The 18,322-nt window shown below is 56.7% G+C and carries 15 protein-coding genes; 10 read left to right on the top strand and 5 right to left on the bottom strand.

Going from position 1 to position 18,322, the window contains the following annotated elements; all coding sequences use genetic code 11:
* Positions 1-12 precede the first annotated feature (12 nt).
* The gene (gene ampC / locus F3I20_RS05135) at positions 13-1,167 is read left to right on the top strand and encodes a class C beta-lactamase (protein ID WP_150037135.1); all 1,155 of its coding nucleotides are present in this window, start codon (positions 13-15) and stop codon (positions 1,165-1,167) included.
* A 296-nt stretch (positions 1,168-1,463) separates the two neighbouring features.
* Here ampC and F3I20_RS05130 read toward each other — a convergent pair whose 3' ends face one another.
* The 3 genes from F3I20_RS05130 to F3I20_RS05120 all read right to left on the bottom strand — a co-directional run bounded on the left by F3I20_RS05130 (position 1,464) and on the right by F3I20_RS05120 (position 5,570).
* On the bottom strand, positions 1,464-3,287 hold the full coding sequence (locus tag F3I20_RS05130; RefSeq protein ID WP_150037136.1) for a glycoside hydrolase family 15 protein: 1,824 nt from the start codon (positions 3,285-3,287) through the stop codon (positions 1,464-1,466).
* A gap of 92 nt (positions 3,288-3,379) precedes the next feature.
* Positions 3,380-4,273, bottom strand: coding sequence for an SDR family oxidoreductase (locus F3I20_RS05125; protein ID WP_150010107.1), 894 nt, complete (start codon positions 4,271-4,273; stop codon positions 3,380-3,382).
* 262 nt (positions 4,274-4,535) lie between these two features.
* Positions 4,536-5,570, bottom strand: coding sequence for a LacI family DNA-binding transcriptional regulator (locus F3I20_RS05120; RefSeq protein WP_150037137.1), 1,035 nt, complete (start codon positions 5,568-5,570; stop codon positions 4,536-4,538).
* A 223-nt stretch (positions 5,571-5,793) separates the two neighbouring features.
* Between F3I20_RS05120 and F3I20_RS05115 the strand changes: the two genes are divergently transcribed.
* From F3I20_RS05115 to F3I20_RS05100, 4 genes are all read left to right on the top strand, one after another.
* Positions 5,794-6,816 carry an ABC transporter substrate-binding protein gene (locus tag F3I20_RS05115; RefSeq protein ID WP_150037138.1) on the top strand — a complete coding sequence of 341 codons (1,023 nt, stop codon included), beginning with the start codon at positions 5,794-5,796 and terminating at the stop codon, positions 6,814-6,816.
* 88 nt (positions 6,817-6,904) lie between these two features.
* Entirely contained in the window at positions 6,905-9,130 is a 2,226-nt protein-coding gene (locus F3I20_RS05110) for an ABC transporter permease (protein ID WP_150010101.1), read from the top strand.
* Complete coding sequence (locus F3I20_RS05105) at positions 9,127-10,188, top strand: ABC transporter ATP-binding protein (RefSeq protein ID WP_150010099.1); 1,062 nt, start codon at positions 9,127-9,129, stop codon at positions 10,186-10,188. The genes F3I20_RS05110 and F3I20_RS05105 overlap by 4 nt, the downstream gene beginning before the upstream one ends.
* Before the next feature lie 23 nt (positions 10,189-10,211).
* Positions 10,212-11,003, top strand: coding sequence for an inositol monophosphatase family protein (locus tag F3I20_RS05100; RefSeq protein ID WP_150010097.1), 792 nt, complete (start codon positions 10,212-10,214; stop codon positions 11,001-11,003).
* Between the two features lie 75 nt (positions 11,004-11,078).
* Here the strand turns inward: F3I20_RS05100 and F3I20_RS05095 are convergent, their stop codons facing one another.
* Positions 11,079-11,480, bottom strand: coding sequence for a GNAT family N-acetyltransferase (locus tag F3I20_RS05095; protein ID WP_150037140.1), 402 nt, complete (start codon positions 11,478-11,480; stop codon positions 11,079-11,081).
* 180 nt (positions 11,481-11,660) lie between these two features.
* On the opposite strand from F3I20_RS05095, the gene hipB reads away from it, so the two are divergent.
* The 5 genes from hipB (at position 11,661) to F3I20_RS05070 (ending at position 17,303) form a co-directional block, all read left to right on the top strand.
* The gene (gene hipB / locus F3I20_RS05090; protein ID WP_150010093.1) at positions 11,661-11,909 is read left to right on the top strand and encodes a type II toxin-antitoxin system antitoxin HipB; all 249 of its coding nucleotides are present in this window, start codon (positions 11,661-11,663) and stop codon (positions 11,907-11,909) included.
* On the top strand, positions 11,909-13,222 hold the full coding sequence (locus tag F3I20_RS05085; protein ID WP_150037141.1) for a type II toxin-antitoxin system HipA family toxin: 1,314 nt from the start codon (positions 11,909-11,911) through the stop codon (positions 13,220-13,222). Before hipB ends, F3I20_RS05085 begins: the two co-directional genes overlap by 1 nt.
* Before the next feature lie 104 nt (positions 13,223-13,326).
* The gene (locus tag F3I20_RS05080) at positions 13,327-13,533 is read left to right on the top strand and encodes a type II toxin-antitoxin system MqsA family antitoxin (RefSeq protein WP_013357880.1); all 207 of its coding nucleotides are present in this window, start codon (positions 13,327-13,329) and stop codon (positions 13,531-13,533) included.
* A gap of 227 nt (positions 13,534-13,760) precedes the next feature.
* Positions 13,761-15,143: a M24 family metallopeptidase gene (locus F3I20_RS05075; protein WP_150037142.1), complete on the top strand. Its 1,383-nt coding sequence runs from the start codon at positions 13,761-13,763 to the stop codon at positions 15,141-15,143.
* Positions 15,144-15,257: 114 nt separating this feature from the next.
* Positions 15,258-17,303: an FUSC family protein gene (locus F3I20_RS05070; RefSeq protein WP_150037143.1), complete on the top strand. Its 2,046-nt coding sequence runs from the start codon at positions 15,258-15,260 to the stop codon at positions 17,301-17,303.
* A 355-nt stretch (positions 17,304-17,658) separates the two neighbouring features.
* Here F3I20_RS05070 and F3I20_RS05065 read toward each other — a convergent pair whose 3' ends face one another.
* The gene (locus F3I20_RS05065) at positions 17,659-17,994 is read right to left on the bottom strand and encodes a gamma-glutamylcyclotransferase family protein (RefSeq protein ID WP_150037144.1); all 336 of its coding nucleotides are present in this window, start codon (positions 17,992-17,994) and stop codon (positions 17,659-17,661) included.
* Positions 17,995-18,322 lie beyond the last annotated feature (328 nt).

The raw sequence follows: 18,322 nt of genomic DNA, 5'->3' as shown, positions 1-18,322 counted from the left end.
GCTTAGTTAACGATGAAAAAGTCCTTGTTTTACCTTGCTTTATTTTCTCTCTCTGCCAGCTGTGTTGCCGCCGATCTCTCCTCACAGCAGGTCGCTTCTCTGGTTAAAGCCGCGATTGAACCGCTGATGGAGCAGCAGGCGATCCCCGGAATGTCGGTGGCGGTGCTTTACAAGGGCCGGGCGCAGTTTGTGAATCTCGGCGTGGCCGATCTTGAGTCACGCCGCCGGGTCACGGAAAATACGCTGTTTGAACTGGGGTCGGTGAGCAAAACCTTTACCGGTACGCTGGCCGGGATCATGATCCGCAACGGCGAAATCCGTCTTAACGATCCGGTGCAAAAGCGCTGGCCGCAGCTGACGGGTGAGCAATGGCATGCGGTGCGTATGCTACATCTGGCGACCTATACCGCAGGCGGCCTGCCTTTACAGCTGCCTGATGAGGTCACCGACCAGGCTTCTCTGCTCCGCTTCTATCAGAACTGGCAGCCAACGGCAGCACCAGGTTTGCAGCGCCAGTACTCTAACGCCAGTATTGGTCTGTTTGGCTCGCTGATGGTGAAGGGCGATTATGAGCAGGCGATGGAGCGACATGTGTTTCAGCCGCTGCGCCTGACGCGCACTTACATTACTGTGCCGCCGTCGATGATGCTGAACTACGCCTGGGGCTATAAAAATGGTCAGCCGGTTCGGGTGTCCCCCGGCATGCTGGATGCAGAAGCCTATGGCGTCAAATCCACCGCGCGTGACATGCTGACCTTTATGCAGGCCAACGTCGATCCCAACCGTTTATCGGCGGGCAACGCGGTGCTGCGGAATGCCATCCGTACTGCGCAGTCACGCTACTTCAAAGTCGGGAGTCTCTATCAGGGGCTGGGCTGGGAGATCTACGACTGGCCCGTCGATGCTGAGACGCTGCTCAACGACAACGATAATGGCGTGGCGCTGAAACCGCGTCCGGCGACTCTGATCAATCCGGTCGGGCCGTCGCAGAGCGCCAGCTGGGTACATAAAACCGGCTCCACTAATGGATTTGGTGCCTATATCGCTTTTATTCCTGAGCAGAACAGCGGCATCGTGCTACTTGCCAACAAAAATTACCCCAATCCGCTTCGCATCCGGATAGCGTGGCAGATTCTGCAGGCGCTCCAACAGGGTACGGCTGAATAATGTGCCTCACGCCTGCTCAGCCGGAGCAGGCTGGCACCCTCTGTTCATTTGCGCTGAAACAAAAATCAAATGAACAGGAGGGCTGCTATGTCCATCGCCATCTACACAGCCCGGACAACGGCCTTTTGCTGAAGGTGCCGGGCACGCTGACGGGTAAATGGAACCCGCTGTTTAATCCCCGTCATTCGGCGGCGGGCATCATCAGTAAAGCGGTGCAGAACCGTTTTTCTTCGACCCGCGCTTCCGACTGCAACAGGACGCCGGTTCCCCGACCTCCCTGTAACATGACTGATGCATCATGCTGACGACTGCGCTTCCGATAACGCCTGCGCCGCACAGATCAATGCCAGATGGCTCAGCCCCTGCGGCATATTGCCGCGCCAGCTCTGACTGCGGACGTCATACATCTCATTGAAGATATCGACGTTACCCTGGCCGTCCAGCGTATCAAGAATCTCCTGCATCGCCTGTTCCGCCTGGCCGGTCTCGCCCATTTCTGCCCACGCTTCCACCAGCCAGAAGCAGCAGGCGAGAAAGGTGCTCTCTTCCTCTCTGACGCCGCTGTAGCGGTAGAGCATGGCGCTGCCGTCGCCCAGCTCCTGCTGGATTGCGCGGTAGGTCAGGAGCATCCGCTGCCGATTAACCGCGCTACCGTAGTTGTGAACCAGTGCCAGCGACGCATCAAGGCGGTCGTCACTGCCGGCGTAGAAGAGATAAGCCTGCTTCTGTTCTGACCAGCAGTGCGACTCAATCCAGTCGCGAATGCGGTCACGTTCCCGCTGCCAGCGCCCCAGCCACGTCGGTTCGATATGATGGCTTTCGGCCAGGGCGACCGCCCGGTCCAGCGCCATCCAGCAGGCCATCTTGGAGTGGGTATAATGTTGCAGCTCCGGCAGTTCCCAGATGCCGCAATCTTTCTGCCGCCAGTGATCGGCGCAGCAGTTTGCCAGCTCGCCCAGCATGCGCGAGGTGGTGATATCCAGCACGTGTCCCGCTTCAATAAAGTGCTGTGCGGTGACAAGCATGTCGCCATACATGCTGAGCTGCAGCTGGTCGCGGGCGTTATTGCCGACCCGCACCGGCTGAGAGTTTTTATAGCCGCTCAGCGGCGGATAACGCTCGGCGGGCACCTCATCGCCGTTCAGGGCATAGCAGGCCCGCAGCCTGACACCGTGACGCATAATGGTCTGCGACAGCCAGGAAAAGGCCGCCTTACAATCTTCCAGCGCCCCGATATAAACGAACGCTTTAATAATCAGGCAGGCATCGCGTACCCAGGCGTAGCGGTAATCATAATTTTTCTCGCCGCCGATACCTTCCGGCAGTGAGGTGGTCGCGGCAGCGGCCAGCGCGCCGGTTGGGGAGTACCAGAGAAACTTCAGCGACAGGGCAGAGCGCTTTACCAGTGCCGGGTAGCTGCCAGCGTAGCTCAGGCTCTCCACCCAGCTGGTCCAGCCGGTGTGACTGGTTTCAATTCGCTGATCGATAGCTTCCAGTGGCGGCACCGCCAGCGGCTCTTTTTCGGTTACCAGCAGGGCGCAGAGCGATCGGGAACCGGCCGTCGTGCGCAGCGTGGCGCAGACCTGCTCATCATCCAGTTCGGTGATCTGAATATCTTCGCTGGTGCGGAACATCGCCATGATCTCCGCGATGTGAAACACCTTGCCTTTCTCATTGTCGGCGACCCACGGCGAACGGGTTTCGGCGGCAGTGCCGAAGCGCAGGGTGATCGCTAATTCCACTTCACCGCTGACGCCTTCAATGCGGCGCGCCAGTTCACACCACGGCAGACGGCCCGCCAGCGTGCTGTTTATTGATTCCGTCAGCAGCACGCTGCCGCTGTCCGTTTCGAAACGGGTTTCCAGCACATTGCTGTTGTCACGGTAGCGGCGCGAAACCTGATAGGGCGTGCGCGGCGCGATCTGAAAATAGCCACCAAGTCCGGCATCAAGCAGGCGATCAAACAGCGGTTTCGCGTCGAGATTAGGCGCGCACCACCAGTCAATAGCCCCATCCGGCGCGATCAGCGCCACCGAGCGACCTTCACCAATGGCGGCATAATCACCCAGACCCGCAAAGCCATCTTCTCTGACCGGCGAATGAAAGATCGGGTTTTCCATGGTCTGCTTCCTTATTTCACGGTAACGAGAATTCTTCTGTGACCAAAAGCGGGACAAAAAAATGGCCGCGCTATGCGGCCATCAGAGTGTGATTACAGCGTGCCGGTGCCGCCATCAGAGCACCAGACCTGACCGGAGGAGTAGCTGCTCTCGGTTGAGGCCAGGGTAACGTAGAGTGGGGCGATCTCAACCGGCTGACCGGGACGGCCCATCGGTGAATCGGCCCCAAACTGCTTCACTTTTTCCATCGGCTGTCCGCCGCTGGATTGCAGCGGCGTCCAGTATGGGCCAGGTGCTACGGCGTTGACGCGAATACCGTCGCCACCCAGTTGCTTAGCCAGCGATTTGGTGAAGGCAACAATAGAGGCTTTGGTCTGCGCATAGTCGAGCAGAATATCGCTGGGTTTAAAGGCCTGTACTGATGAGGTATTAATAATAGACGCACCGCGTGGCAGATATTCCAGCGCCGCTTTGGTGATCCAGAACATCGCATAAACGTTAGTTTTAAACGTTGCATCGAAATCTTCCGTACTCAGGGTACGAATGGACTCATTAAATTGCTGACGACCCGCGTTATTCACCAGAATATCCAGACCGCCTAATTTATCAGCGGCGTCTTTAACCAGCTGCTGACAGAATTCTTCAGAACGAATGTCGCCGGGAATAGCGAAAACTTTACGGCCTTCCGCTTCGATTAATTTAATCACTTCATCGGCATCGGGCTGTTCTTCCGGCAGGTAGTTAATTACCACGTCTGCACCTTCACGGGCGTAAGCGATGGCTACGGCGCGGCCAATACCAGAGTCACCGCCCGTAATCAGCGCCTTACGGCCAGTCAGTCGGCCAGTACCGCGGTAGCTGGTTTCCCCGTGATCCGGAACCGGGATCATCTTGCTGGCCAGGCCTGGTGCCTGTTGTGGCTGGTCCTCAAACGGAGGCTTAGGAAAGTGATCCAGATCGAGCGTCTTGTTAGTTGGTGTAGCCATTGTATGCTCCTTGAACAAAGTTATCTGAGACATTAAGCCTGGCACAAATGTGATATTTGTCACATCTGACTGCTGATTCATTGAGCAGATAAAACCAGAAGAACTTAATAATGCAGATAAAGCGTAGTCAGGAAATCGATATTATGTGCGGCACTGTCCGATTATTTTCAAAGGGCCAGGGAATAATTAAAGCGAAGCGTAAAACCGGATGGGAATTATTTCAGCAGGTGAAATGTTCCGGCTGAAAATAAAAAAAGGGCGGTTAACCGCCCCGTACTGAACCCCGCCAGACCACATCGACCGGATATATTCTCCGCTCCTGCTGCTGTTCATTTTTGGGTGCCAGTGTTTCCGGTTGCGCTTCTGTCTCTGCCAGCCAGGCAATCGCATCGCGGGCAAACTGCTCCACTGGCTGGGCAAAGGTGGTGAGGTTATACGAGGACCAGCCCGACTGCGGGATATTGTCATGCCCCATGATGCACAGATCCTCCGGAATACACAGTGCAAAGCGGTGACGCGCCTCATCCATAAAGCCGCAGGCGAGCAGGTCGGTAGCACAGTAAACCGCATCCGGGCGAATGTTACGCGTCAGCAGACGCTGGGCCAGAATCTGGCCGCTTTCATAGGAGGTCGTACCGAATCGCTCCACCTGAACTGTGATACCCGCTTTTTGCGCCGCCGCCAGAAAATCGGCTTCGCGCTTCAGCAGACTCGGCGTCCCCGCCAGCGAATTGACAAAGGCGATGCGATGGCAGCCCGCCCTGACAAAGGCGTTGACCGCCATTTCGGCGGCAGGGCGGGAGTCGAGATTAATATTGAGTGTGCCGGGCAGGGATTCGTCGCGGTTAATCAGCACCAGATGCTGACCATGTTTGTAGCAGAGCCGCGTAATGCCGCTGTCCGGCATACCGGAAAGAATGATTGAGGCGTCGGCACGGAAATTAATCGCCTGTTGCAGTGCGTCGGAAACCCGTGCATCCGAGCGGTCGGTGTTGATCAGCATCGCCACTTTTCCCGCTTCCTGCAGATACTGGGTCATCCAGCGCACCAGGCTGGCACGATAGGGCGTATCCACTTCGGAGGCGATTAAGCAGACAATGCCGCTGCGGTTGCGTACGAGGCCGCGAGCCAGATGATTGACGTGATAGCCCAGCTCTTCAGCCGCTTTCATCACCCGCTGACGGGTGGACTCCGACACACTGGCACCTTCTGTAAATGTGCGTGAGACTGCTGACCGGGAGACGCCCGCCCGGTCAGCAACATCCTGCGCACTCACTACCGCTTTAAGCTGCTGCATCTTTTTCCCTCGCCCCTGTGTTGCCTGCACTGAGTCTGCCTGAAATTGCAAGGGTGTGCAAAGGGTGCCTGCTTATCAGATGTTTCAAGTTTGTGACAGAGCCTGACAATTGCATAACAACTCAATTGACAGTGCCACCGGGTCGCCGTATTACTCTGCTTACATCTTTGCACGCATGTGCAAAAGCTGGCGCATCCGCGTCATCCAGCCCCAGGAGAACACCATGCGTTATCCCTCTCTGCTCGCTGCTGTCATCGTCTGCCCTATGGTGCCGTTTGCTGCCCCGGCGGCAGGCCTTAATATGATCTGCTCTGCTGATGTGGTGGTGTGCGAGCAGATGACCACGCTGTTCAGCCAGAGTCATCCCGACATCAAACTCAGCATGGTGCGGCTCTCTGCCGGTGAAGCCTATGCCCGTATCCGCAGTGAAGCGCGCAATCCCCGTACCGATATCTGGTGGGCGGGCACCGGTGACCCGCATATGCAGGCCGCCGAAGAGGGCTTAACCCAGGCCTACAAGTCACCCCTGCTCGATCAGCAGCAACCCTGGTCACAGAAAGTGGCGGGCATCTCCGGGTATCGCACCGTGGGCGTCTATGCCGGTGCGCTGGGCTGGGGCTACAACACGAAACTGCTGGCGGAGAAAAAGCTGAAGGTCCCGGCCTGCTGGGCGGATTTACTCGACCCTGGCTTTAAAGGGGAGATTCAGATCGCCAACCCTAACTCTTCCGGCACGGCCTATAACACGCTGGCGACGCTGGTGCAGATCATGGGTGAAGACAAAGCCTTTGACTATCTGAAGAAGCTCAACGCCAACATCTCTCAGTACACCAAGTCCGGCTCTGCACCGGTCAAGGCCGCCGCGCGCGGTGAAACCACCGTCGGCATTGTTTTTATGCATGATGCCGTGGCGATGGAGGTGGATGGCTTCCCGATTAAACCCGTCGCACCCTGCGAAGGCACCGGCTATGAAATTGGTTCAATGTCGATCATTAAAGGCGCGCGCAACCTGGCGAATGCTAAACGCTGGTATGACTGGGCGCTCAGCGCGGAGGCGCAATCGCACATGAAAGAGGCGAAATCGTTTCAGCTGCCTTCTAACCGCAAGGCGGCGATCTCTGACTATGCGCCGCGTTTTGAGAACATCAAACTGATCGATTATGACTTCAAAACCTATGGCGACTCGGCAAAACGTAAAGCGCTGCTGGGCCGCTGGGATAAAGAGATCGGTGCCAGCGCACAATAACGGTGGTGTGCGCCCGGCCGCCTGAGCCGGATCTGTGCCAGACCGCGGTGGCGTAAGCCTGATGTCCGCTTCCTGATGGAGGTGATTTATGAATGCGCATAATCGTCGCTTAACCGGCGCGCTACTGGCGGGTGCCGTTGCACTGACGCTACTGCCCTGGTATAGCCTGGAGCAGGGCTTCTTTGCGGGTGACTGGCTGTTCAGCCTTTGGGCCGATGAGAACAGCACACCGGCGCTGGGACAGCTTGCGTTACGCAGTTGGCTGGGGATCGCCGTCGCGCTATGGCTGCTCTCTGCGGCCAGCGTCTTTCTGCCGCCAGGCCGCTCCCGCAGCACGCTGTTGCTGCTGTTCAGCGTGGCGGGCATTCTGTTTCTGGTGCTGGAAGGGCATGCCATTGGGTTTAGTGGCTGGAACTGGCTGTGGCTGGAGAACCTCTTTGGGCCGCTGGCGCAGGGTCAACCGGCGATGGGCGCGGGCGCACTGCTGCTGCTGACCGTCTTTCTGCTGATCTTCGCTTTTGCCCTGGCGGAGCGCGGCGTGCTGAAAGGCGATGCCTTTGTGGTGGCGTCGATTGTGCTGCTGGTGGCGCTGGTGTCGACTTTTGTGCTCTATCCGGTGCTCAGCCTGTTTGTTGCCTCGGTGCAGGATAGTGACGGCAGCTTTAAACCGGACGGACTGATTGCCAATATGCAGGACCCCGCCATCTGGAGCCTCGCCTGTTTCACCGGCGGGACCTGCGGCACGGCCTGGCGCACGCTGGGACTGGCGCTGATGACCGCCAGTGGTTCCACGCTGCTGGGCCTGGCGTTTGCGCTGGCGGCCACGCGCACGGCGCTGCCGTATAAAAAAGCGCTTCGGATGCTGACCATTCTGCCGATTATCACGCCGCCGTTTGTTATCGGTCTGGCACTGATCCTGCTGTTTGGCCGCTCCGGCGTGGTGACTGCATCGCTGGCGACGCTGTTCGGTATCGAGCCGGGTCGCTGGCTCTATGGACTGACCGGCATCTGGATTGCCCAGGTGCTGTCGTTTACTCCCATTGCCTTTCTGGTGCTGATTGGCGTAGTTGAGGGGGTCAGTCCGTCACTGGAAGAGGCGTCGCAGACCCTGCGCGCCAGCCGCTGGCGCACCTTCTCCCGCATCTCGCTGCCGCTGATGGCGCCAGGTCTGGCCAACGCGTTCTTAATCAGTTTTATCGAAAGCATGGCTGATTTCGGTAACCCGATGGTGCTGGGCGGCAGTCACGGCGTGCTCTCAACGGAGATCTTCTTCTCGGTGGTCGGCGCTCAGAACGACCCAAGCCGCGCGGCGGTGCTGGCGATGATCCTGCTGGGCTTTACCCTTACCGCTTTTCTGTTGCAGCGCGTTTGGCTCTCCGGCAAAAGCTTCGCCACCGTAACCGGCAAAGGCGACGGCGGCCGTCATGTGATGCTGCCACGTCCGGTACGCTACAGCGTCTATGGCATGGTGATCCCGTGGGGACTCTTCACCCTGGTGATTTACGGCATGATCATGATTGGCGGCTTTGTGCAGTCCTGGGGGCTGAATAATAACCTGACGCTGGATCACTATATCCGCGCCTTCAGCGTCAGCGTGAATCAGGGTCAACTGGTCTGGCGCGGCGTCGCATGGAACTCCTTCTGGACCACGCTGGAAATCGCCCTGATTGCCGCACCGCTTACCGCTATTGTGGGGCTGCTGACTGCCTGGCTGATCGTGCGGCAGAAGTTTGCCGGCCGACAGACCTTTGAATTCATGCTGATGCTGAGCTTCGCCATTCCCGGCACGGTCATCGGCGTGAGCTATGTGATGACCTATAACCTGCCGCCGCTGGAGATCACCGGCACCGCGATGATCCTGATCGCCTGTTTTGTCTTTCGTAATATGCCGGTGGGCGTGCGGGGTGGGATTGCGGCGATGAGCCAGCTGGATAAAAGCCTGGATGAAGCATCACTGACGCTGGGTGCCAACAGTTTCCGCACGCTGCGTAAAGTGGTATTGCCGCTGCTGAAACCAGCGATCAGCGCCGCGCTGGTCTACGCCTTTGTGCGGGCCATTACGTCGATCAGTGCGGTGATTTTTCTGGTGAGCGCCCAGTACAACATGGCGACCTCTTATATTGTCGGGCTGGTGGAGAACGGTGAGTATGGCGTCGCGATTGCCTACTCCTCGGTACTGATTGTGGTGATGCTCCTGATCATTGGCCTGTTCCAGCTGCTGGTGGGTGAACGCCGCCTGCGTCGCGCAACCCAACCGGCGGTGATTGTTGCCGCACCCTCTGCATCCACGCTGACTCAGGAGAGAGCCATATGACGACCATTAACGCCGGATCGGTGGTGTTTGAACATGTCGCGAAACGTTTTGCCGGTTTTACTGCGGTGCCGGACCTGTCGCTCACCGTAGAGCCGGGCACGCTGGTGACGCTGCTCGGCCCATCCGGCTGCGGCAAGACCACCACGCTGCGGCTGCTGGCCGGGCTGGAGCATCCCACCTCGGGGCGGATTCTGATTGGTGGCAAAGAGGTGACCCATCTGCCCGCTAACGAGCGCGACGTGGCGATGGTGTTTCAGTCCTACGCGCTGTTTCCGCATATGAACGCCCTCGACAACATTCTTTACGGGCTGCTCTCTTCGGGCATGAACAAACGCGAGGCGCAGGACAGGGCGCGCGAGGGGCTGAAGCTGGTGGGGCTGGAGAGTCAGGGCCAGCGTCTGCCGTCCGAACTGTCTGGCGGACAGCAGCAGCGTATTGCGGTGGCGCGTGCGCTGGTGCTGGAACCGCAGGTGCTGCTGCTCGATGAGCCGCTGTCGAACCTTGATGAGCGTCTGCGCCGTCGGGTGCGCACCGATATTCGTGATCTGCAGCAGCGGCTCGGCTTTACCGCCGTCTACGTGACCCATGACCAGGAGGAGGCGCTGGCGGTCTCCGATAAGATTATTGTCATGAAAGAGGGGGATATTGCTCAGCAGGGCGCGCCGGAGACGCTTTACCATTCGCCCAATTCAGTCTTCATCGCGGATTTTATGGGGGAAGCCAATATTTTGCCCTGTGAAGTTGAACAGGCGAATGCGGATGACGCGCTGGTGCGGCTGGGTAATCAGCGCTTCCGGGTGCGGGGTGCCGGCGCTAAACCCGGCACTGCTCAGCTGGCGGTGCGGCCACAGTTTATTACGCTGTCCGGCGACGGTCAGGGCGCGTTACAGGGTGAAGTGATCCACAGCACCTGGCTGGGCGATCATATTGAATATGAAGTCGCTACCGAGCTTGGCGCGCTGTTCATTATCGACCCGCAGATGGAACAGCGTTTGCCGCTTGCCGCCACGGTTGGCGTCAACTTTAAGTCGCAGGGGTTAGCCCTGATAGCCCGTTAATCTGATTAATCCGAGGAGTTCGCATGGAATCGCAGGAAATAGTGGCGCGACTGGCGTTAGCGGAAGCCGTTGCACGCGAAGGTGGCGCGACCGCGCTATCTTACTTCAACCGCCGCGAGACGCTGGTGGTAGAAACGAAGTACGATTTGCAGGATGTGGTGTCGATAGCTGACCGTGACGTCGAGCAGCTCATCGCCAGCCGCATACGGGATGCGTTTCCCGATGATGGTTTTCTTGGCGAGGAGACGGGACTGCAGGCGGGAACCTCTCACTATACCTGGGTGGTTGATCCGATAGATGGCACCAGCCCGTTTCTCAATGGGATGCCGAGCTGGTGTGTTTCAGTCGCGGTGCTGCGTGGCGATGTGCCCGTTATCGGCGTGATTTTTGCACCCACCTATGAGGAGTGCTACGTGGCGGCGCTGGGGCAGGGCGCGACGCTAAATGGCCGGCGTCTGCAGGTCGATCCCACTCGCACACTGCAAAACCACGTCACCGGTTTTGGTGCCAACAGCTATGTCAGTCCGCAACAGGTTGGCGAGATTGTGGCGGCGCTGCTGTCGGCGGGCGGTAACTTTATCCGCATTGGCTCCGGCGCGCTGATGCTGGCCTGGGTCGCGGCTGGTCGGGTCGTGGGTTATTACGAACCTTATATGCATGCCTGGGATTGCCTGGCGGGTTACTGCCTGGTGAAAGAGGCGGGCGGCTGGTACCACCCGTTTAACATCGAAGGCGACCGCATCACTAAAGGGGCGCAGGTGCTTGCTGTGGCACCCGGTGCCGAAGCAGACCTTCGCCACATTGCGGGTTTGTAGGTTGGTGACCCTGTCACGCTGGCTCTACTCAGGTCAGCGTGACAGGGTCGTAGCGTTTTCGTCAGATGGTGGCGCTTAGTGGCGCTGCATTCCGTCCTGCGGAAAATCGGACAGGGACATCTGCTGCTGATAACCCTGTTTCTGATAAAACGGCAGCGCCTGAAAACTGAAGGTATCCACCCGCGCGAACAGACAGCCCAGCTTAGCCGCCTCCTGCTCTGCCGCTTCCATAAGCGCACGACCCAGACCACTGCCACGCCGCGTTTCATCCACCCAGAGATAATCAATGCAGAGCCAGTTTCCTTTGCGCGAGGCGATCAATCCACCGTGTAACACACCTTCTGCATCCCGGTGATAAACCGACAGCGGGCCCTCGTTCTCCCGACTGATAAATTGCCGGTTATAAGCCCCTAACCCTGCCAGTAACTCTTCCCGAACGTCGTCGTTTTGCTGATGGGTAAGGGTAAATGTGCGCATCCTGTTCCTCTGCTATCCACATACTGCCTTTATACCTTGTAGAGGATAATTGCGAATTTATCCTCTACAGGGTATAAATTGCATATTATCCTTTTATGGGTATAAAATACTCTTTATACCCTGTCGGGGATAATCTCTCTGCGCTATGCTTACAGCCTGTGATCCTGAAGGAGTCACCTCATGATATATAGCCCGCTACAGCTGGCAAACCGGCTAAAGCTTATCCGCCAGCGCAACGGCTGGACCCAGAGTGAACTGGCAAAAAAGGTTGGCCTGAAACAGGCGACCATCTCTCACTTTGAAAATGCGCCTGACAGTACCTCGCTGGCCACGCTGTTTAAGCTTTTACAGGCGCTGGAAGTGAGTCTGGCCGTAGTGGAAAAAGAGGAGGCCAGTGCGCCTCAGTTGCATGATGAGGATGATTGGTAATGCAAAGGCTGATTGCGTGGATGAACGGTGAGCGGGTAGGCGTACTTACCCGGCAGCGAAATGGCGCTCATGAGTTTCAGTATGACACAGGATGGCTGAGTAACCCGCTCTCCAGGCCGCTGTCACTCTCACTGCCGCTGCAGGTTAAGGCAATCACCTCACACGCCGTAATTAATTTCTTCGACAACCTGCTGCCAGATAGCCCACTGATTCGTGACAGAATCGTGGCGCGTTACCAGATTAAATCCCGTCAGCCGTTTGACCTGTTGCAGGAAGTGGGACGTGACAGCGTCGGCGCGACTATGCTGTTGCCGCCCGATATGCCGCTGCCTGCGCTGCAGGCTCGCTATGAGGTGCTGGATGAAGCCCGGCTTGAGAGTGTGCTGTCAGCCTATCAGTCAGATATCCCGCTGGGGATGTTGCGCGAAGAGACTGACTTCCGCATTTCAGTGGCGGGCGCACAGGAGAAAACGGCGCTGCTGCTGACCGAAGAGGGCTGGAGCATTCCTGCCGGAGCCACCCCCACTTCGCACATTATTAAGCTGCCGATCGGTGAGATTAAGCAGCCAGCCGCGACGCTGGATATGCGTGAAAGCGTAGAGAATGAGTATCTCTGTCTGGCGCTGGCCCGCGCACTGGGTATTGATGTGCCGCAGGCGACGATTATCCGGGCCGGTAAGATGCGCGCCCTGGCCGTTGAGCGCTTTGATCGCCGCTGGTCACGCGACAAAACCCGGCTGATTCGTCTGCCACAGGAGGATTTCTGTCAGGCGCTTGGGCTGCCATCCTCGACCAAATATGAGTCGGACGGCGGGCCGGGCATCGCCGAAATAATGCAGATACTGATGGGATCGAGCAACGCCATTGAGGATCGCTATCGCTTTATGATGTTTCAGGTGTTTCAGTGGCTGACAGGCGCAACCGACGGTCACGCTAAAAACTTCTCGCTGTTTATCGAGCGCGGCGGCAGTTATCGACTGACACCCTTTTATGATGTGATCTCCGCTTATCCGGTGCTGGGCGGTACCGGCCTGAACAGGCGTGCACTTAAACTGGCGATGGGGCTGCGAGCCACTAAAGGGAAGAAGACAGAAATCGACAAAATCTTTCCGCGCCATTTTATCGCCACGGCGAAGCAGGTAAATTTTGATCGTGACAGCCTGCAGCAGATCTTCGACTTCTTCGTTCGTGAGTTTCCCAGGGCGGTGGTCTCAGTGCGCGAAGCCTTACCGGCCGATTTCCCGCAGCACATCGCGGATGCGATTTTCAGCCATTCACTGATTATGCTGGAGCGGTTACGGTATAACGATTGATGGCGGGTATGAGCTGGCACTATCCTGAAAACGCCTCTCACTGCTCTCTGGCAAACCGCCTGTCAGCTATGCTTATCTGACAGGCTTATCAAGGGAGTAAGGGTATGAAGTGTCCGGGATGTGAAGGAGAGGCGTTTGTTTACGCCACGCGTGACGTCAGTCTGAATACGGGGAATCCCGATGATGTTGTGCCGGATGTGAAGGGCGATCACTGCATACGCTGTGGCGCGGTGATTATGAATGCCGGAACGTCGGAGCTGTACCCCGAAAAGGCGGAAGCGCTGGAGAATGCAGGCGTGCCTGTTAAATGATACAGCAAGCCCGCTTAGTGCGGGCTTTCGTTATCCTGCTCCACGCAATGGCGCGTCATAAATAAAAAAGCCTGCACAAGGCAGGCAAAATCGTTACAAGGGAATGTCCATCTTTTGATAACACGCAACGAGTAAGTTGTGTGAGGGTGGCACCGTACAGGAGAAACATCAGGTTTACCCTGGGAACGGAAATCACAATCACATCAATCTGGCTGCTGGAGTGCGTTATGGATGCCAATCGCTATGCCCTGACAATAATCCCTTCACCGCCGACTTTCCCTGGTGCCACCAGTCCGGTAATGTCTGATGACACACTGCATCGCCGTCTGGCTGCCATTATTCAGCGGATGCAGCAGCAGCAGATTACGCAGCTGATTATCTATACCGACAAAGAGCATGGCAGTAACTTTGAGTACCTGGCGGGATTTATTCCGCGTTTTGAGGAGGCGCTGCTGGTGGTGAATCAGCAGGGCGGGCTTACCTATATCATGGGAAATGAGAACCTCAAGCTGGTGCCTTTTGCCCGCAATCCGGGACGCTGTCTGCATGCGCCGGTGTTTTCGTTGCCCAATCAGCCGATGAATGGGGAGAAGCCGCTGGATCAGCTGTTAACAGAGGCAGGCATTACGGCAGGTGAACGCACCGGGCTGGTGGGCTGGAAGCTGTTTAACGGCAGTCAGCATGCGTTATTTGATCTGCCGCAGTTCGTCTATAGCGCAGCGGCTCAGGCAGCGGGTGGCGATGTGCACCTGGTTAACGCCACCGGGCTGTTTATCTCGCCTGACAACGGTGCGCGTTGCGTGAACTGCGCCGATGAAGTCGCCTTTTATGAGGCGGGAGCAAATCTTGCGTCAACCGCGATGCTGACTGCGCTGGATAGCATTACGCCGGGCGTTACGGAGAAGGCGTCAGGCGCACAGCTGAATGCAGAAGGGCAGCCAAACAGCGTTGTCACGATCGCCGCGACCGGCGATCGTTTCGCCCAGGCCCGGCTCTATCCGTCAGATAAACCGATTTCAACTGGCGACAAACTTTCACTGACGGTCGGCTACAAAGGCGGCCTGACCAGCCGCTCTGCATATGTCGTCAGTGAGGCATCTGAGTTACAGTGTCACGTTTCTGACTGGCTGACCCGGCTGGCGATCCCCTATTATCATGCTGTGGTCAGCTGGCTGGAGCAGTTGCGAATCGGCATTACCGGCGGCGAACTCTATACGCTTATCGAAACGGTACTGCCCAAAGCGCAATATGGCTGGCATCTCAATCCGGGGCATCTGGTGGCTGACGAAGAGTGGTTAAGCTCGCCCATCTATCCCGATTCAGCCGTGACCCTGAAGAGCGGTATGCTGTTGCAGATTGATATCATCCCATCGGTGCCGGGTTATGGCGGCTGCAGTATTGAAGATACGATTGGACTGGCAGATGCGGCATTACGTGAGGAGCTGGCGAGCCATTTTCCGGAGGTCTGGCAGCGTATGACCCGGCGCAAAGCCTACCTGACCGACGTACTTAAAATCCGGTTGTCCGGGGAGGTGATTTTGCTCTCGAACACAGTAGGGTATCTGCGCCCTTTCTTACTGGATAAGCAGCGTGCGCTGGTTCGCCAGTAGAGAATAAACAAGCTGCAACAGGCCGGTAATAATTTGTAAAATTTAACTGGGAGTAAAACGCAGGCGCTTCTGTCAGGATACGCGCCTCAGAAAGTTCCTGGTTGCTCTCATTCGATGAAATGGTTTACCAAAAACGCGGTTTTGTTTGCCTGCAAAACCTCCCTTGCCGCGTTTATCGCACTCTCTGTGGCGCTGTTACTCAACTTTGAAAAACCGGCCTGGGCACTGACCACCGTGTTTGTCACCTCACAACTCTATGCCGCCTCGACCGTCTCGAAATCGCTGTTTCGTCTGATGGGCACCCTGCTCGGCGGCATCTTTATTCTGCTGATCTATCCCGAAACCGTGCAGTCGCCAGTGCTGTTCAGCCTCTGTGTGTCGCTGTGGGTGACGGTCTGCCTGTATCTTTCTCTGCATGACCGCACGCCGAAGAGCTATATCTTCATGCTGGCGGGTTACAGCGCGGCGATTATGGGCTTTCCTGATGTGGATACGCCGTCTGCGATTATCAATACCGTGATCTCACGTATTGAGGAGATCACGCTGGGGATCCTTTGCAGCACGCTGGTTCACAGGCTGGTATTCGCGGTGTCGATGCACCATCTGCTGGGGCAGAGCGTCAATCTCTGGTTTCAGAACGCGCGCAAATTATGCGATGAACTGATTAGTGGGATGGCCAGGAACAAATCGCTGGAGCGGGAGGATATCCTAATCCAGATGGCGGGCTATCCACTGAGTGTTGAAACGCTGCTGACCCACTGTGTCTATGAAGGCGAAGCGGCGCGTAATGTCATTCGTCTGGTCAGCGTGCAGTATCAGCATCTGACCTATCTGCTGCCAACCCTGACTGCGATTGAGGCACGGCTGGGCGTGCTGGCCGAACTGAATATTCGTTTTCCGCAATGCGTTACCGATGTGTTTCAGGCGTTTCTGCTGTGGCTGCATCATGACCGGATTAATGATATCGCCGGACTGCGTGAGGCGATTGCTGCCAGTCAGGCCACCCTGGAAAATCAATGGCGGGCAGGGCAGCTGGCCACCGAAGAGAGCCTGCTGCTGATCGGCCTGCTGGAGCGGATGGCTAACTTTGTCCGTATTGCCGATGCCTTTGAGAACGTCAGTGCGCGCGCCGGAGATCTCTATAGTCATGGGGATGGGGCGGCGATCCGCAATATCCGCGAACACCGGCATATCGACAAGGGGCTGCTGAGACTCTCTGCACTGACCGCTTTTCTGGCAACTTTTCTCTCCAGCCTGTTCTGGATTGGCAGCGGCTGGGCCGATGGCGCGAATGCGCCTTTGATGGCGGCGATCATCAGCTCATTTTTTGCCGGCGTTGATTCCCCGGTAACACCCATGAAACTTTTTGTGAAAGGAGTGATGATTGCGCTGGTGGTCAGTCTGTTCTATATCGCCTTTCTGATCCCGCAGGCCAATACCTTACAGGCGCTGATGATCTGTCTGCTGCCGGGCCTGATGCTGCTGAGTCTGGTCATCGCTAATCCGGCGACCAATATGGTGGGGCTGAGTGTTGCCATTCAGATCCCTGGCTTTATCGGCCTGAGCCATCACTTTGTACCGAACCTGATCGTCACGCTGAATGCGGCCATCTCATCAATGGTGGGGATTATGTTTGCGGTGGTGCTGACGGCGCTGATCCGTAACAAACGGCCATCATGGATTGCCAGAAGAGCGGTACAGCGCGGACTACGCGATCTGTTAGGGTTTATCAAAATGGTGGAGCGCAATTCCGCCACGCTGCTGTCACGCCAGCAGTTTATTGCGCGGATGCTCGACAGGGTGAACGTCATTCTGCCGCGCAAACGGCTCGATCCGGTGCCGGATATCGTGGTGGGGGGCTATCTGATTACTGAAACCTGGCTGGGTGCGAACTGCTATGACTTTTACGCACGTCATCGAGAGGTGCTGGAAGGGCATCGGATTGATAGCGGGCAGATGTTCCACGAGCTGGCGCTCTATCTGAAACGTAAGATGAAGTCGCTACAGCTAACGCCGCATCAGGATTTGCTGGATGAACTGGACCTGTTACTGCTGCGGCTGGAGCCGATTGCGAGACAGGAGAGTGTTGCAGTCGCACCGTTAATCCATCTGTTTAATATTCGGGTTTCTCTGTTTCCCCATCAACGCTGGCCGGAATAAAGTGTAGAAGAGTAGCTGGTGGCGGAGAGAGAGGCGTGAACAGCGCCCGGAAGATATAAAGGAGGTGCATTTTAGTTACATCATACAATAACTCTTGATTCAAAAAGGAGCAGGCATTGTGCCTGTTTATCTGGTCTGTCAGTAAAAAAGGCGGGGCTGAGGGGAAAAGCAGAGATAACGGAGCGGTGATTCAACCTGGCATTATACCGGTTTAAAATCAGTATGTTGCATACTATTTCCAGTCAGTAAGAAAAAGATACAAGCCTGAGTCTTCAGGTACGACACGCATCCTGTCGCGCCTGAAGCCAGTAATCAGAGCAGGGCGCACGCATCTTTAAGCGGGCTGTGTCAGGATTCAGCTATTTACCCGTGGCTGGAGCTGATAAATCCATGCGGTGTAATGCTGATTATCTCCGGCAGACACGCGAACTTCGACGCGATCATAGCCATCTTCAAACGCATCCAGCATCGGCCAGTGCGCATCCAGCTGGTCAGAGACAAACAGATAGCCCGGCACATCGGGCCCATGCTCATCCAGTACGATGCCTGGGAAATCGGCCGCCGCACCCCAGCCACGCTCGTAGAAGGTTCCGTTCACCGAACCGGCCAGCCATTCTCCGCCAATGTTTTCCAGAATATGGGCGTTCTCGCGGCCCGGACAGAGCGTGCCGTAGACAAATAAGCGTTTCATTTTCTTTCATCATGGAATCCGTCGAAGCCCGCAACTTTAACGTGCCTGAAATCAGATGTCATGTGGCTGTGGGGATTTCCTGAAATGAGGCAAGAAGCCATGGTAAAAATGACGGGCTGTCGTTAATTCTGCGGTCCATGAGCCACGCGGACGTCTCAGAATTCACGTAGCGTTGCCATTTTGCGGGCAGTAATCTGTAATGATGTCTCCTGAAAGCCAGAATGCATGAAAGAACGGCATAGTGATTTTCGATGAGCGAGTCCATGGCCGTAACCGGAAGCAGGAAAATAACAGCGTTTTCTTTGCCAGACGTTAACGCCAGCAAAGT

This window comes from Candidatus Pantoea gossypiicola, from assembly GCF_008632075.1.
Classification (GTDB): Bacteria; Pseudomonadota; Gammaproteobacteria; order Enterobacterales; family Enterobacteriaceae; genus Pantoea; species Pantoea gossypiicola.
Note: the sequence above shows the minus strand (reverse complement) of the source record. Positions and strands in the feature narration are given on the sequence as shown.